We start from the raw sequence: 16,089 nt of genomic DNA on the forward strand, positions 1-16,089 counted from the left end.
GCATGGTCACCGCGCCGCACCACCTCGCCGCGCAGGCCGGGCTCGCCATGCTGCGCGACGGCAGGACCGCAGCGAACGCGCAAAAGCTAGCAAGCTGCGCCGGCAGCGCCGCACCTATCCCGCGATCTTCGAGCGCGTCGGCCGGCCGTTGCGCGAAGGCGAATGGCTACGGCAGTTGCTGTTTGCCGAGCATCGGCCAAGCGATCGTGCTCGTCGCAGCGACAAGCCGCAGCGCGGCGCGAAAGACCGCCCAGCTCGGCCGCGCAGCATGAGCGCGCGCGGCTTTCGCGGCGCGCTGCTCTCGGTCGCGCACGATCCGCGAGATCATGCCGATGCGATCCGCCACGAACCCGATGGACTGCTGATCGTCGAGAACGGGATCGTCGTCGCGCGTGGCGACTATCAGGACGTGGCGCCGCGCTATCCGGGACTCGCGATCGAGGCACTGCCCGGACTGATCGTCCCCGGCTTTATCGATGCGCATATCCACTATCCGCAGATGGATCGCATAGCGTCGCACGGTGCGCAATTGCTCGACTGGCTCGACACCCACATCTTCCCCGCGGAGAAGGCGTTTGCCGACCGCGCACATGCCGACGCCGTCGCCGCGGCGTTCCTCACCGAATTGCTGCGCAACGGCACGACCAGCGCGCTCGTGTTCGCAACCGTCCACCCGCAGTCGCTCGATGCGCTGTTCGAGGCCGCCGCGCGCCGCAATATGCGGATCGTAGCGGGCAAGGTGCTGATGGACTTGGGGCCAGAGGGCCTCGCCGATACCCCGCATTCGGGCCGCGCCGAGAGCGAGGTGCTGATCCGGCGCTGGCATGGCCACAAGCGGCTCGGCTATGCGGTGACGCCGCGTTTCGCGCTGACCTCGTCCGATGCGCAACTGGCCGATACCGGCGCGCTCCTCGCGGCGCATCCCGACGTCCTGCTCCACACGCATCTCGCCGAAAATCTGGGCGAGTGCGCTGCGGTTGCCGAGCGCTTCCGCGACGCGCGCGATTATCTCGACGTGTACGATCGCTTCGGGCTGGTCGGCCCGCGCTCGGTCTTCGCGCACGGCGTGCATCTGTCCGACCGTGCCTGCGCGCGGCTCCACGAAAGCGGTGCGGGTATCGCGGTGTGCCCGAGTTCGAACCTGTTCCTCGGTTCGGGCTTCTTCGACTTCGGGCAAGCCGACCGCCACTCGCTACGGCTCGGGCTCGGCACCGATGTCGGCGCAGGAACGTCGTTCTCGCTGCTGTCGACCGCGGGGCTCGCCTATCAGGCGGCGCTCGCGCGCGGCGATCGGCTCGATCCGTTCCGTGCGCTGTATCTGGCGACCGCGGGCAGTGCCGGTTTGCTCCACATCGCGGATCGGGTCGGCAGCCTCGAACCCGGGCAGGAAGCCGATTTCGTCGTGCTCGATACCGCCGCGACGTCCTTGCTCGCACGCCGCACGACAGGCGCGAGCCTCGCCGAGAAGCTGTTCGCGCTGCAGGTCCTCGGCGATGACCGCGCAATCACCCGGACCTATGTGCTCGGCGAGTGCGTGTGGGACAAACACGCCGATCGGTGACGCCCTCGCGTCAGGCGAGGCGATGCGGGACCGACAGCGCTTCCTCAACGATCGTCTCGCTCATGCCGACGGCTTCCCACGGGAAGACGAACCAGCGCTTGTCCTCCGCGCGATCGATCGTCTTGGCGTGATAATCGACGCGCACTCGCGAGCGGACATTGTCGAGCAGCACGGCGAATCGCACGTTGCCGGTGTCACACCCCGCCTCCGCGAGCAGGCGCCGGATGTCGGCGATCGTCCCGCCGCTGTCGTTGATGTCGTCGACGAAGAGCAGCCGGACGCCATCCGCGCTCTTGGCCGCGACCTTGCCGAGCAATTCGTCGGCAAAGCCCGGCACTTTCGACGAATGATCGATCGACAGCATGTGCACTTTCAGCGCGTGCGACAGGAACACCGCGGGCACGAGCCCGCCGCGCCCGATCCCGACGACGAAATCGGGCATCCAGTCCCCGCGCGCGACGGCGTGCGCGACGGCTTGCGTATCAGCGACGAAATCGTCGTGCGGAATGTAATAGAGCTGGGGGCTGGCGGCGGTGCTCATGACGCGACACTCCGTATGGCGGCGCGATGGCGGCCCGCCGAAGCGAGGCCGGTTATCGCGTCTGGTCGGCAAGGGCAACCGCCGCCGCGCCTGATGGCGGATGCCGAACTGTCGGGGATCAGAGCGGTTCCGCACGACCAATTTTCCGATCGCTCTGGCGTCAAACGCACAGATGCGGGACACAGGCACCCGGTGCCGGCGACGGCGCGGATGGATCGTTTCCTCTTTCCTCATGGATATTCGCGATGCTGAGACTGCGTACCTTCAAGACTGTGTCGCTCGCCGCCTGTGCGCTTTGCGCGACCATAGTGGCGGGATCGCTCGCCGCCGGTGCAGGCCCGTCGACCGACGCCGTGATCGCCACGCGAGTCGATGGCTTCAAGAAGATGGGTGGAGCGATGAAGGCGCTCAACGATGAGTTGAAGAGCGACGCGCCCGTCAAGGCGACGATGGTCGCCGCCGCGCAGATGATCGCCGAGACCGCGCGCGCGCAGGGCAAGCTGTTCCCCGCCGGCAGCGGGCCTGCGCCCGGCGTCAAGACCAATGCGCTGCCCATCATCTGGACCGACCGCGCGACCTTCGACGCGCAGATGGCCAAGCTCGTCACCGCCGCCGACACGCTCGTCGCGGTCGCGAACAGCGGCGATGCCGCGGCGATCGGCGCGCAGGCGAAGGCGACCGGCGCAGTGTGCGGCGGCTGCCATCGCCAGTTCCGCTCGAACACCTGAGACATCGATGCTCGCCCGCGACTGCCGGGCGATTGCCGAGACCGAGGTGGTGAATTCGGGACCTGTCGGCGCGTCTGTTCGATCCGCTGCGCGTCGCTCTGCTCGACGTTTCGGGGGGAGCGAGTCGCCGCATCCGGTCGCGGACGTGGGCCAGTGATGACGGCTGAGCCGGCGACGGATCGTTCCCGGGCGTTGGTAACCACGCTCGGCGGAGTCGGTGCGGGGTTCATCGCGCTCGCGGTCGCGCGCGGGTTTCGCTTTTGCCGCTATTGCACGTGCTGCCCTGGGATATTGTCGAAGACGATCAGACCGTTGCGTTGTATAAACACCAAGACTCGGATCGCGATGACGTCGGCACCTGTGAAAAAGGCGTGCGACGATCCGCGATCTGCCACGCTTTCGACGATCGGCGTGAGGCCGAGCGAAAACCGACTGACCTTTTCAACTTCATCGAATAGTCACGACAGTTTTATCTAGGTGATTTCGACAAGAGCACTGCTCTAAACCGCTCTCAGACGCACCGCTTCACACTGCCTCATCGGGGAACGCTGCCATGTCGAGCACTGCACACGCCGGACGCCATGCGCCGCTCGCCAGCAGCGCCGCCCCCGCCGAACAGGTGAACCGCTAGCGCCTCCCGACCGAATTCCCCCCTGGCCAAAAAGGACTGACCCATGAGCTATGTCACCACCCAAGACGGCGTCGAGATTTTCTTCAAGGACTGGGGCGCGAAGGACGCGCAGCCGATCATGTTCCACCACGGCTGGCCGCTGTCGTCGGACGATTGGGACTCGCAGATGCTGTTCTTCCTCGCCAACGGCTACCGCGTCGTCGCGCATGATCGTCGCGGGCACGGTCGCTCGACGCAGATCGGCACCGGCCACGATATGGACCATTATGCCGCCGATGCAGCTGCGGTGGTCGAGCATCTCGACCTCAACAACGTCATTCATATCGGCCATTCGACCGGCGGTGGCGAAGTCGCGCGCTATGTCGCCCAACACGGTCAACCGCAGGGCCGCGTCGCCAAGGCGGTGCTGGTCAGCGCGGTGCCGCCGCTGATGCTCCAGACCGAGGGCAACCCCGACGGCCTGCCGATGGCGGTGTTCGACGGGATCCGCGCCGGGCTCGCCGCCAACCGCGCGCAGCTGTTCCACGATTTTGCCGCAGGGCCGTTCTACGGCTTCAACCGCCCCGGTGCGACCGTCGTCCAGGCGACGATCGACAATTGGTGGCGCCAGGGCATGATGGGCAGCGCACAGGCGCACTACGACGGCATCGCCGCCTTTTCGGAAACCGACCAGACCGCGGATCTCAAAGCGATCACCGTGCCGACGCTGGTGCTGCAGGGCGATGACGATCAGGTCGTGCCGTACAAGAACGCCTCTGTGATGCAGGCCGAACTGCTCCCGAACGCGACGCTGAAAATCTATCCCGGCTTCTCGCATGGCATGCTCAGCGTAAACGGCGACGTGATCAACGCCGATTTGCTCGCCTTCGCGCGCAGCTGACCCGGCCTCACGCCGCGGCGGTATGGCAACAAGCCCCAACGGATCGCGCCTGCGTCGATCCGTTGGGGAGCATCTTGCCGCCGCCGCCGCGACTAGACGTCGCGCATCCCGTCCTCGCCACGATCGTCCGCGCCCAGCGCGACGAACTGGTCGAGCAGCCACGCGGCGGCCGGTCCGGGCGGGGTGTCGCGCCGAAACACGCCCGCAAAGCGATAGGTGCCGCCGGGGTGATCGGGCATCGCGAGGCGTTTGAGCGTGCCCGCGATCAGATCGGGCTGGATCAGCGGCAGCGGCATGTTGCCCCACCCGATCCCCTCGCGCAGCAGCGCGTGCTTGGCGCCGAGATCCGCCAGCCGCCAGGTCCGCGGGCTCAGCACCGAGAAATCCTGTCCCTGCGTCAGCGGAGACCGATCGGTCAGCACGAGCTGGACGTAATCGCGCCCTGCACCGGGCGCGATCCGCTCCATCTTGCCGAGCGGATGGTCGGGCGCTGCGACCGGCACGAGCACCACCGATCCAGCACCGACGCATTCGACCCCTTCGACCCCGGCGGCGAGCGGCCCGGAAATCCCCACGACCGCGTTGCGGTTGAGGACCAGCGACGTGATCGCACCCAAAGCCTCGACGTGCAGCCGCAACGTCACGGTCGGGAACGCCGCGGCAAAGCTGCGCAGCACCATGCCGAGCCGGTGCGTCGGCAGCATCACGTCGACCGCGAGATTGACCTCCGCCTCGAGCCCGTCGAGCAGCCCCTTCACCTTGGCGCGCAGCCCGTCGATCCCCTGCGCAACGGTGCGCGCCTCGGCCAGCACCGCGCGCCCGGCATCGGTCAGCTGCGGCTTGCGCGTGCCTTCGCGGTCGAACAGCGTCAGCCCGAGCTGTGTCTCGAGATTGCCGATCCCGTAGCTGATCACCGAAACCGCGCGGTTCAGTTTGCGCGCAGCGGCGGCAAAACTCCCCGTCTCGACCACGGTGAGGAACACGCGGAGCTGGTCGAAGGTCGGCGTACCGGGGTTGGACATATCAATTCCATCGAACGTTTCAGTCTATTTTATCCGACTGATCGGGCATGTCGAGGCCATCTATATCCGTCGCAACACAAAGGAGACACGCCATGATCGACATTCGCCCGTTCGCCAGCCTCGGTGGCGCCAATCACGGTTGGCTCGATGCCAAGCACCATTTCTCGTTCGCCAACTATTACGATCCGGCGCGCGAAAGCTGGGGCAATCTGCGCGTCTGGAACGACGACACGATCGCCCCGCAATCGGGCTTTCCGCCCCACCCGCACCGCGACATGGAGATCATCACCTATGTCCGCGAAGGCGCGATTACGCATCAGGACAATCTCGGCAATCTCGGCCGCACCGAGGCGGGTGACGTGCAAGTGATGTCGGCGGGCACCGGCATCACGCATGCCGAATATAACAAGGAAGACGTGACGACGAAGATCTTCCAGATCTGGATCCAGCCGACACAGACCGGCGAGAAGCCGAGCTGGGGCGCGCGTCCCTTCCCCAAGGATGATCGCGCCGGACAGTTCGTGGTGCTCGCCAGCGGTTTTGCCGACGACACCGACGCCTTGCCGATCCGCACCGATGCGCGCGTCGTCGGCGCGACACTCAAAGCCGGCGAAACCGCGACCTATCGGCTCGGCAACGACCGCCGCGGCTATCTCGTTCCCGCCACCGGCGCGATCGAGATCGAGGGCAAGCGCATCGCCGCGCGCGACGGCGTCGCGATCAGCGATCAGCCGACGGTGGTGATCACCGCGCTCGAGGACAGCGAGATCGTCCTGGTCGACGCGGCCTGAGCGATGGCCGTCCGGCGCGTGCCGGGCGGCCTCGCAGCATCGGGGCGAGTGTCCCGGCTCGCTTAATCGCGCCCGGCATCGCCCTGTCGCCGCCGCCCCGGAGCGTCCGGGGCGGTGATCGTCGCGCGGTCGAGCGCTTCGGGCACCAGCGCGAGATTCTGGATCGCCGCGAGGCCCCATTGCGCCGAGGCATTGGTCGAAACGCCCGGCCATTCGAGTACCCCATCGACGCGATGCCGCGGGTCGGATGGCCAGGTACCGAGCCCGGCATCGCCCGACAGGAACTCGTCTGCGGCGCGCGTCGCGAGCGCCGCATCCTTTTCCACGAACGCCGCATAAGCGGTGAGCCGCGAATGCCCCTCGCGCAGGTTGCGCGGACCGAACGGCGCGCCGAACTTGGCGAGATAATCGCCCTGCGGCGCATTGTACCAGCGGCAATAGTCGAGCCATGCGGCACGGTAGCGCGGCACGTCGAACAGGCGAATCAGCTCCGAACTCACCTCTACCGCGCCGAACACGGCGTTGAGATGCGAGAACTGGATGCCGCGCCCCTGGTCGAGAAAGCGTCCGCTCGCCAGGTCGAAGGGCGCGCTCCCCGTCATCCAGCCCTTGGGCAGCCGCCCGATGCTGTCGAGACCCGCCGTCACGCGATCGCGCCAGCGCACGTCGCCGGTCCGCTCCCATTCGGTCAGCCACGCCGCAGCGAGCGGGCACCAAGTGGTGCCGAAGGTCATCTCGATCGTCCCCGCCGGCAGCGCGGGCTTCTTCGCCGCGTTCGGCACCTTGCGGCCGATCTCGACCGTGGTCAGCGTCTGGTCCGACGTGATCAGATCGTGGAGCAGATCGCCGACCCGCTCGTCGGCGGTGAGGTAGTAGAACGGCCGGCGATAGCTCGCATTGCTGACGCGCGGCTGTTTCGAGCTGTCGCTCCAATGCTGCACGCCGTGGCGCGTCCCCATCCCCTTGAAGCGGCCGCTATGGTACACGTCGACTTCGCCAGTATGCCGCGTCATCGCCTCGGCGAAGCGCCAGGTCTTCGCATCGCCGGTGCGCAGCACCTGGTACCACAGCCACAGGTCGGGCGAGAGTTCGCTATTGTCCCACGCAAAGCCGCCAATGTCGTAGCGCCAGCGATGCCGGTCGCTGTCATAGGTGTGCATCACGTCGCCATGGTTCCAGAAACCGTACCAGGCGCGGCGATCGACTTCGCCAGCGTAGAAATCGACGAGGTTGCTCAGCTGGTTCTCGATCGCGGCGCGGTTGGGGGTCGACCGGTCGGGCAGGCCCCAGTCGCCGAACACCTGCGCGGCGTGGAGGTGCGCGGGTGCGACCATCAACTGCGGCGGCGCGGCCTGCATCGTCGCGAGCCCCTGCAGCAGCGCGCTGTCGGGGGTCGACGGGAATGCCCAGAGCATCAGCTCGCTGGTCCGTGCGATCCCCGCGGCATCGTCCCAGCCGGGCTCGTAATCCTCGTAGGTGACCGACAGGCCTTCGTTCTGCGCGTCGAAGCGCTCCATCCCCATCGTGCCGTGATACGGCCGCATGTCCATCGCCGCCGCCTCGGGCGACCACAGCCACGCCGTCAGCGCGGCGGCGTCGCCGGTCGCGCCAGCGATGTGCAGCGCGGTCGGATGCCGCTGCCAAAAATAGCGCACGCCGAGCGCCGCCCCGCCCTGTGGCGACCCGACATACGCCAGCCCCGGTGCGCGATGGCCTTCATCGGCGTCGATCCAGCCCTGCTCGGGCGCGGTGCGCTTGGTGATCGTCCAGCCATTGGCGGTCGGCTGCTCGAGCCGGAAATCGCCCCATGCGGGGATCCGCTCGAGCGTCGCGCGCACCGCCTTGGCCATCGTGTCGAGCGGCGGCACCGCGCGGCCGGCGACCTGTGCCGCCTTGAACGCCATTCCCGGATCGCGCCGCAACCCGGTCAGCGAGCGGACCCCTTCGGCGAAGAATTGCGCGTCGGTGGCGAAGCGCACGTGGCGATCGTGGAGCGCGGCGTCCTTCACCGGCACGCTCGCGCGCACGCCCAGCGCCGAGATGAAATCCTTCGACGCGCTGCCGTCGAACACGACGCTGTGGACCATCCGCAACCCGCTCGACCCGGCATAGGCATAGAGCCGGACGACGAACGGCAGCCAGCGGCGCTCGCCCGACACGTGCGCGCCCTCGATCTTCACGACCGCGCGCACCGGCCCGGTCTGCTCGACGGTGACGCGCTCGATCTGTCCCGCGAAGGGCAGGTCGGCGCCGTGGAGCGGCTCGGTGCGCGCGGCACCGATGAGGGTGACCGGGCCGAGCACCGCGCGGCCGGCGATGCTCGCTTGCTGCACCAACGCCGCGCCCGATTTGCCGATGCGCCATTGCAGATCGCCGACGCTGATCGTTACCGCATCGGCGCTCTCGGTCACGCGGACGGGGCGGGCTGGCATCGCGGGGCGGCCGCGCTTGACGCTCAAGCCGTCGGGCGCGATGTCGGCGGGGATCGCGTGCGCGCTCCACTTGATCGAGCCGTCAGGCCAGCTCGCGGTGGTCCAGCCTTGCGACGGGACCGGCGTGCCGTCACGCGCCGTCACGCTCAGCGCCGTGCCGCGCTTGACCGCGCCGCGCGGCCAGGCGACGCCGAAGGTCTGGCCGGGCTGGAGCGCGGGCGCCGCGCCGTCGATCCAGCGCACCGGCGCCGACTGAAACGCCGCGACCGGGGCCGCGCCCAACCGCGCCGGCAGCAACGCGACGCCGCTCCCGAGCAAAGCCGCCTTGAGCGTCTCGCGGCGATTGAGCATATCTCTCTCCATCAACGGTGCGTCACCGACACGCGCCGGATGCGCAGGTGGCTCCACGTGGTGCGCAGCCCCCAATGGCCGCGCGTGTAGGGTTGGGCGTCGTCGAGCGTGAACAGCCGCTTGCCGTCGCGCTCGACCGCGATGATGTGGCCGTCGGCGATCAGCGCGATCCGCGTCCAGCGATTGGCGACGAGCATGTCGGCGGGGGCTGCCGTGTCATGCTCGGGCAGGATCGGGCGGTTGCCGGGCACGCCGATATAGCGGCGGAAGCGCGTCGTGCTGTTCCGGTTGCCGCCGATCCCGACATAATAGGTGATGAGGTCGTCATAGCCGGCGAACGCGCCGGAGCGCGGCGTGGTCAGCACCGACGATCCGTCGCGGTTGGTCGCCATCCAGAAGGCGTTGAGGTCGCTGACCTGGTCATTGGCACCGCCGGCGGACACCGCCATCGCTTCGAAGGTGATCGTCGTCGGCGCGGTGATCGGCGTGGTCGACCACAGGGTCAGCCCCTTGGGCGTGTCGATGTCGATAACGCCGTCGGCTTCGGTGACCCGCGCAGCCGGCGACTCGGCCTCGACCCGCCAGCCGTCGAGCGACGCCTGTGGCGAGGCGCCGAGCAGCGTCAGCGCGGCGATGCTGCCGAGGAGCTTTACGCTCTGCATACCCTCTCCCCGCCTCTGTTCAGCGTTTGCGTCAGCATAGGCCGACACAGGGTGCGTTGCCAAGATATTCCCGTAATCTATAATCAATGGTCATATTGTGGAAACTTCTGCTCGACGTCAGCCGATATGAGATGTTGCGATTTATGGAATCAAATCGCATGATGCGGGACACAAAGAAAAGAGAGGATGCCATGAAGGCGAAAATCCTGCTGAGTACATTGCTGGCTATCGTCACCGTGCCAGCGATCGGCGCCAAAGCGCCGCCGCCGCTGCGCATCTTCATCGCCAGCGATTCCACCGCGCAGGACTATAAGCCCGAAAAATATCCGCAATCGGGCTGGGGGACGATGCTACGCTGCGCGCTCGCGCCCAATGTCACGCTCGAGAACCGAGCGATCGGCGGGCGCAGCACCAACAGCTTCATCCGCGAAGGCCGGCTCGACACGATCGCGGCCGATCTTCGGAAGGGCGACACGCTGATGATCCAGTTCGGGCATAACGATCAGAGCGCCGACAAGCCCGAACGCTACACCACGGTCGACCAGTACATCGCCAATCTCCACCGCTTCCTCGCCGTAGCGAAGACGGCCGGGGCAAAGGCGGTGATCCTCACCCCCGTCGCGCGCCGCGACTTCAAGGACGGGATCGAGCAGCAGACCTATCCGCTCTACGCCAACGCCGCGCGCCAGGTCGCGCGCGACACGCACACGCCGCTGATCGATCTCGGCAAGCTGTCCGAGGCGATGGTGCAGGCGCTCGGGGAGCAGGCGGCGGCGGCCTATTACCTCCATTACGACGGCAGCGCCGGGGCGCCGGGCTATCCCAATGGCGTGCACGACAATACGCATTTCAGCGAACTCGGCGCGCGCCATGTCGCCGACCTCGTCGCGGTCGAGCTGCGCGCGCTCAAGCTGCCGGTGTCGCGCTACGTCACGCCGCATGTCCCGGCGCTGACCCGCACGACGCCCGCCGGCGGCCCGTCTTGCGCCTGATCGCCGGTCTCGCGCTGAGCCTCGCCGTGGCGCTTCCCGCGCACGCGCAGACGCGCAGCTTCACGCTCGCGGGCAAGGCGGCACCCGGCGCGACGTCCGTCGCCCCCGATCACGCTCATGCCGACGGCGTCGGCTACGAACCCGGTTCGACGCGGTTGTTCTCGGTCGCTGCCGCGCCGGGCAACTACAGAGTCACTGTCACGCTCGGCCTGCCCAAGCAGGCGACCGAGACGACGATCAAGGCGGAGTCGCGCCGGTTGATGCTCGATGCGGTCCGCGTGCCCGCTGGGCACAGCATCACGCGCAGCTTCATCGTCGATGTCCGCAATGCCGCGCTCCTCCCCCCGCCGCTCAACGCGCCCGGCGGCAGTGCGGTGCTCCTCAAACCGCGCGAGCGGAGCTCGTTCAGCTGGGACGACAAGCTCACGCTCGAGATCCTCGGCGATCATCCCGGCGTCACCGCGATTTCGATCGCGCCGGTGCAGGTGCCGACCGTCTTCCTGCTCGGCGATTCGACCGTCACCGACCAGGGCGCCGAACCCGCCGCGAGTTGGGGCCAGATGCTGCCCGCTTTCTTCAAACCCGACATCGCGATCGCCAACCATGCCGAGAGCGGCGAGACGCTCAAATCGTTCATCGCCGAATTGCGTTTCGCCAAGGTGCTCGAGTCGGTGAAGCCCGGCGACTGGGCGGTCATCCAGTTCGGCCATAACGACCAGAAAGCGAACTGGCCGCAGACCTATGCCGCCGCCGAGACGACCTATCGCGCCTATCTGCGCACCTGGATCGCCGAGTTCCGCCGCCGCGGCGTCACGCCGGTGCTCGTCACCTCGCCCGATCGCCGGATGTGGAACGGCACGAAGATCACGTCGACGCTCGCCGACTATGTCGCGGCGGTAAAGGCGGTCGGCGCCGAGCAGCAGGTCGCGGTGATCGATCTCAACGCCGCGAGCATCGCCTTCTACGAAGCGCTCGGGCCGCAACGCGCGCCGCTGGCGTTCAACGATGGCGGCAAGGACGCGACGCATCACGACAATTACGGCGCGTGGGTGCTCGCGCGCAGTGTCGCCAAGGGCATTGCCGACGCCGGGCTGCCGCTCGCCGCGCATCTCGCGCCCGATCTGCGGGCGTTCGATCCGGCCCGGCCGCCCGATCCCGCGACCTTCCGCCTCGCGCCCAGTATCGCCCACGACACCACCCGACCCGACGGAAGCTGACATGACCTCACGCCGCACCTTCCTCGCCTGCGGGCTCGCCGCGAGCCTTCCCCTTCCCGCCTTCGCGCAGGATCCCGGTGTCGGCGCGGGCGGGCGCGCCGGCAGCGGCACGGCCGAGCGCTTCCCGTTATGGCCGAAGACGCCGCCCGGCGCCCAGCAGACCACGGTGACCGACGCCTGGGTCAAGCGTTCCCCCACGGGCGGCCCCGACGATATCGCCTGGCCGCATGTCGCGACGCCGATGCTCACCGTGCTCAAGCCTGCCCGGCCGAACGGCGCCGCGGTGCTGATCTGCCCCGGCGGCGGCTATGTCCGCGTCGCGGTCGGGCGCAATCCCGGCGCGATCTCGCAATGGTTCGCCGATCGCGGCGTGACCGCGTTCGAACTGCTGTACCGGCTGCCGCACGACGGCTGGGCGGCGGGGCCCGACGTCGCGTTGCAGGATGCGCAGCGCGCGATGCGCGTGATCCGCGCGGGCGCGGGCACGCGCTGGACGGTCGATCCCGCGCGCGTCGCGATCACCGGCTTTTCGGCGGGCGGCCATGTCGCCGCGAAGCTCGCGGCGCGCTCGACGCTCGCGGTCTATGATCCGCAGGACGCCGCGGACCGGCTGTCGGCGACGCCGACGGTCGCCGGGCTGTTCTACCCCGTCATTACGATGTTCGACGAGGGCGTCCACGCGCAGTCGCGCCGCGAATTGCTCGGCGCCAACGCCGCCAGCCCCGACTTCCAGCGCCGCTATTCGGCGCAGGTCGACCTGCCCGCCGACATGCCGCCGACCTTCATCGCGTGCAACGCGGACGATCCTGTCGTCCTCTTCAAGAACAGCCTGCTGATGATCGAGGCGCTGCACGCAGCGAAAGTCCCGGCTTCGCTGATGGTGTTCGAAAAAGGCGGGCACGGTCCACCCGCCAAGCGTCGCGACGGGACGATCGTCCCCTGGCAGCAGATGTTCGCCGACTGGGCCGGGGATCATGGCTGGCCCGCCTGACCCGACGCCCCGAGCAAGGAAATGACCATGCGTATCACCGTCGCGGCGCTCCTGCCGCTCGCCCTGCTCGCCGCGCCTGCCGCGGCGCAGACCGCCGACATGAAGAGCTGGGTCGATGCCAAGACCGGCCACAAGATCGTCCGCATCACCGATGCACCCGGCAATTACGCGCTCTACTTCAACTACAACGCCTACACGCCCAACGGCGACACGATGCTCTTCTCGACCACCGAGGGCATCCAGGCGATGGACCTCAAGACGTGGACGCTGCGCACCGTGCTCAAGCGGCGCGGCGTCCACTTGTTGTTCGCCGGCCACAAGACGCGCACCGCCTATTTCTCCGAGACCGACCGCAGCAAACCCGACGCCCCGGTCACCATCTCCGCCGCCGACATCGATACAGGCGTCGTGCGCAAGATCGCCGAGGTGCCGCGCGGCAGCCAGATCGACACGATCAACGCCGACGAAACGCTGCTCGCCGGGCAGTTCACCACCCGCCCGGTCGAGCTCCAGCCCGGCACCGCCGGTCGCGACCCGCGCACCGACCAGGCCGCCTATGCCGCCAATGGTCCAGACGGCAAGCCGCTGCCCTATGCCGAGGCCAAGGAGGTCCGCCTCAACGATCGGCTCGCGGCGAAAATCCCGATGGAGATCTTCACGCTCGACGTGAAGACTGGCGCGCGCCGCACGATCGTCACCGCGACCGACTGGCTAAACCATCTGCAATTCTCGCCGACCGATCCGACGCTGCTCATGTATTGCCACGAAGGCCCGTGGCACAAGGTCGACCGCATCTGGACCGTCCGCACCGATGGCAGCCGCAATACCAAGATCCACACGCGCACGATGAACATGGAGATTGCCGGCCACGAATTCTGGTCGCCCGACGGCAAGACGATCTGGTACGATCTACAGACCCCGCGCGGCGAGGATTTCTGGCTCGCGGGCTATGACGTCGCCACCGCCAAGCGCCGCTGGTTCCACCTCGAGCGCAACGAATGGTCGGTGCATTATAACGTCTCTGCCGACCAGACGCTGTTCTCGGGCGATGGCGGCGACCCCGAGATGGTCGCGCACGCGCCCGACGGCAAATATATGTACCTGTTCCGCCCGCGCGCGATCCCCGACGTTGCGGGCATCCATGCCGACAATGCCGGCGCGCTGATCGCGCCGGGTACTTTCGCGACCGAGAAGCTCGTTGATCTCGCCAGGCAGGATTACAAGCTCGAGCCCAACGGGCGCTTCTCGCCCGATGGCCGCTGGCTGTTCTTCCGCGCCAACATCGAGGGCAAGGCGGCGATCTACGCCGTCGCGACGGACAAGGCGCGGTAGCGCGTCCGGCGGGCGTGACGCCGCGCTGGACGCTCCCCGGCTTACTCCGCCGTCTCGGACGCGGTCAGGCTGCCGGGGAAATAGCCGAGATGCGGCGGCTGGTTATACGCCGTGTTCTGCCACGCCACCCCGGCGCGATAGACCGGGTCCTGCATCAGCGTGACCAGCCGGTGCGTGGTCGGATAGGGCGTGACGTAGATCCGCAATGCGCGATTGTCGGCGGTGCGCCACACCACTTCCTCACGCCAGTCGCCCAATAGGTCGGCCTGCAGCGCCGGGGTTGCCTTGGTCCCGTTGTTCGACGCGAGCCCCTCGGGCGACAAGAGCGGGACGGCGGTGGCGGTCTTCCAGTCCCATTTGCTGATCGTCGTCTTGTCGAGCAGCTCCTGCAGCAGGTCGCCATCCCAATAGAGCGCAAAGTTGGTTTGGCGCGGCGCCGGGCCGATCGCATTGCCCTTCACGTCGAACAGGTCGCGGCTGTTCGAGCCCCACAGTTCGGCGCCGACATGCCGCGGGTCGATATCGGCGGCGAGCCCGCGGCCGGTGTCGGTGTCGGCGGGCTTGGTCCACAGCACTTGCCCGGTCCGCGCGTCGAGCAGCGCGGAGCCGATCCCGCCATTGGTCTTCACCTGCTCGTGCACGCCCCATTTTTCGAGCCCCGGCCGCAGCGGGTCGAGATCGGCGACGTGCATCGCATCGCCGTGGAACAGCGGATCGGTCCACAGCCCCTTGCCGTCATCGTCGAGCGCCATCGATCCGTAGATCACCTCGTCGCGCCCGTCGCCGTCGACATCGGCGATGCTGAGCTGGTGATTGCCGCGATCGGCATAATCGCCATTGCCCGGTGCGGACGAATCGAAGGTCCAGCGCTTGACCAGCTTGCCCGCGCGAAAATCCCAGGTGGCGACGACGGTGCGCGCATAATAGCCGCGGCCGAACACCATGCTCGGATGCTGCCCGTCGAGATAGGCGGTGCCCGCGAGGAAGCGGTCGGCGCGGTTGACATAGCCGTCGCCCCACGTGTCGCGCAGCTGCTCGAAGGTGGGGTTGCCGCCGGGATAGCGCGGCGGATCATAGGGCTTGGTGTCGAGCGCGCGGCCGCTGCGGCCGTCGAACACGGTGAGATATTCGGGCCCCTTGAGGATCCGCCCGACCAGCGGCGCGACCTTGCTGCCGTCGGCAAGCACCTTCGCGCCGGTCCGGTCGGGCTGCGGCACTTCGCCGCCATGCTCGCGCCAGTCGGCCGTGGCGTCGCCGATCACCGTGCCGGTGCCGTCGACGGTCCCGTCGGCGGTCTTCATCGCGATCTCGGCGCGGCCGTCGCCGTCATAGTCGGCGATCTGGAACTGCGTGTAATGCGCGCCCGCGCGGATGTTTTTGCCGAGGTCGATCCGCCACAGCCGCTTGCCCTCGAGCGTATAGGCATCGACGAACACGTCGCCGGTATAGCCCGCCTGGCTGTTGTCGTGGCTGTTGGTCGGATCCCATTTGAGCACGATCTCATAGCGGCCATCGCCGTCGAGATCGCCGACGCCGGCATCGTTGGCGGTGTAGCTATACGCCTCTCCAGCGGGGGTCGTACCGCCCGGCGGCGGGGTCAGCGGGATCGACAGATAGCCGTTGGGCGCCATCAGGGCGGACCGCTTTTCAGGAGCGCCGTTCGCGACTGCGAGCGTATAGCGCGCGTCGGCACTCCCCTGCGGATCGACGAAGGCGGTGGCGTTGGTGACCGGGCGCGGCGTGATCTTGCGACCATCGCGATAGACGTCGAACGCGGTCGCGCGCGGATCGCTCGCCAGCAAGCGCCAGCTCACCAGCCAGCCGCCACCCTTTGCTGGCGTCGCGACGAGCCCGCGATCGAGCGTCTCGATCGCACGCGGCGGCGGAGCCGCTGCTGCTGCTGCCGCCACGGCACCGAGCGCGACGCTCGCCCAAAAGTAGCTGCGCATCCGGATCAT

14 protein-coding genes are annotated in these 16,089 nt (G+C 67.9%); 9 read left to right on the forward strand and 5 right to left on the reverse strand.

The window, feature by feature from the left end; genetic code table 11:
• The first annotated feature begins 2 nt into the window (after positions 1 to 2).
• A complete protein-coding gene (locus IE187_RS21320; RefSeq protein WP_229839326.1) occupies positions 3 to 272 on the forward strand; it encodes a hypothetical protein in 270 nt (89 codons plus the stop codon).
• Positions 269 to 1,561: a guanine deaminase gene (gene guaD / locus IE187_RS09600; RefSeq protein WP_189676038.1), complete on the forward strand. Its 1,293-nt coding sequence runs from the start codon at positions 269 to 271 to the stop codon at positions 1,559 to 1,561. The genes IE187_RS21320 and guaD overlap by 4 nt, the downstream gene beginning before the upstream one ends.
• Positions 1,562 to 1,571: 10 nt before the next feature.
• Here the strand turns inward: guaD and IE187_RS09605 are convergent, their stop codons facing one another.
• Positions 1,572 to 2,102: a phosphoribosyltransferase gene (locus IE187_RS09605; RefSeq protein ID WP_189676039.1), complete on the reverse strand. Its 531-nt coding sequence runs from the start codon at positions 2,100 to 2,102 to the stop codon at positions 1,572 to 1,574.
• A gap of 245 nt (positions 2,103 to 2,347) precedes the next feature.
• Between IE187_RS09605 and IE187_RS09610 the strand changes: the two genes are divergently transcribed.
• Both IE187_RS09610 and IE187_RS09615 read left to right on the forward strand, forming a co-directional pair.
• A complete protein-coding gene (locus IE187_RS09610) occupies positions 2,348 to 2,830 on the forward strand; it encodes a c-type cytochrome (RefSeq protein ID WP_189676040.1) in 483 nt (160 codons plus the stop codon).
• A 674-nt stretch (positions 2,831 to 3,504) separates the two neighbouring features.
• On the forward strand, positions 3,505 to 4,341 hold the full coding sequence (locus IE187_RS09615; RefSeq protein ID WP_189676041.1) for an alpha/beta fold hydrolase: 837 nt from the start codon (positions 3,505 to 3,507) through the stop codon (positions 4,339 to 4,341).
• A 92-nt stretch (positions 4,342 to 4,433) separates the two neighbouring features.
• Here the strand turns inward: IE187_RS09615 and IE187_RS09620 are convergent, their stop codons facing one another.
• Positions 4,434 to 5,363, reverse strand: coding sequence for a LysR family transcriptional regulator (locus IE187_RS09620; RefSeq protein WP_189676042.1), 930 nt, complete (start codon positions 5,361 to 5,363; stop codon positions 4,434 to 4,436).
• A 92-nt stretch (positions 5,364 to 5,455) separates the two neighbouring features.
• Between IE187_RS09620 and IE187_RS09625 the strand changes: the two genes are divergently transcribed.
• A complete protein-coding gene (locus IE187_RS09625) occupies positions 5,456 to 6,154 on the forward strand; it encodes a pirin family protein (RefSeq protein WP_189676043.1) in 699 nt (232 codons plus the stop codon).
• A 62-nt stretch (positions 6,155 to 6,216) separates the two neighbouring features.
• Here IE187_RS09625 and IE187_RS09630 read toward each other — a convergent pair whose 3' ends face one another.
• Positions 6,217 to 8,937, reverse strand: coding sequence for an exo-rhamnogalacturonan lyase family protein (locus IE187_RS09630; RefSeq protein WP_229839327.1), 2,721 nt, complete (start codon positions 8,935 to 8,937; stop codon positions 6,217 to 6,219).
• Between the two features lie 11 nt (positions 8,938 to 8,948).
• The gene (locus IE187_RS09635) at positions 8,949 to 9,599 is read right to left on the reverse strand and encodes a DUF6250 domain-containing protein (RefSeq protein WP_189676045.1); all 651 of its coding nucleotides are present in this window, start codon (positions 9,597 to 9,599) and stop codon (positions 8,949 to 8,951) included.
• 191 nt (positions 9,600 to 9,790) lie between these two features.
• On the opposite strand from IE187_RS09635, the gene IE187_RS09640 reads away from it, so the two are divergent.
• Genes IE187_RS09640 through IE187_RS09655 form a run of 4 tightly spaced genes read left to right on the forward strand, consistent with a single transcriptional unit; the run spans position 9,791 to position 14,131 of the window.
• Entirely contained in the window at positions 9,791 to 10,591 is an 801-nt protein-coding gene (locus IE187_RS09640) for a rhamnogalacturonan acetylesterase (protein ID WP_229839328.1), read from the forward strand.
• Positions 10,582 to 11,808 (forward strand): rhamnogalacturonan acetylesterase, encoded by a 1,227-nt coding sequence (locus IE187_RS09645; protein WP_438810924.1) that lies wholly within the window; start codon positions 10,582 to 10,584, stop codon positions 11,806 to 11,808. The genes IE187_RS09640 and IE187_RS09645 overlap by 10 nt, the downstream gene beginning before the upstream one ends.
• A gap of 1 nt (position 11,809) precedes the next feature.
• Positions 11,810 to 12,799, forward strand: coding sequence for an alpha/beta hydrolase (locus IE187_RS09650; RefSeq protein ID WP_189676046.1), 990 nt, complete (start codon positions 11,810 to 11,812; stop codon positions 12,797 to 12,799).
• Positions 12,800 to 12,826: 27 nt separating this feature from the next.
• On the forward strand, positions 12,827 to 14,131 hold the full coding sequence (locus IE187_RS09655; RefSeq protein WP_189676047.1) for an oligogalacturonate lyase family protein: 1,305 nt from the start codon (positions 12,827 to 12,829) through the stop codon (positions 14,129 to 14,131).
• Positions 14,132 to 14,172: 41 nt separating this feature from the next.
• Here IE187_RS09655 and IE187_RS09660 read toward each other — a convergent pair whose 3' ends face one another.
• Positions 14,173 to 16,080, reverse strand: coding sequence for a rhamnogalacturonan lyase (locus IE187_RS09660; RefSeq protein ID WP_189676048.1), 1,908 nt, complete (start codon positions 16,078 to 16,080; stop codon positions 14,173 to 14,175).
• Between the last annotated feature and the right edge of the window lie 9 nt (positions 16,081 to 16,089).

Origin of the sequence: Sphingomonas glacialis (assembly GCF_014653575.1) — a bacterium.
GTDB classification, from domain to species: domain Bacteria; phylum Pseudomonadota; class Alphaproteobacteria; order Sphingomonadales; family Sphingomonadaceae; genus Sphingomonas; species Sphingomonas glacialis.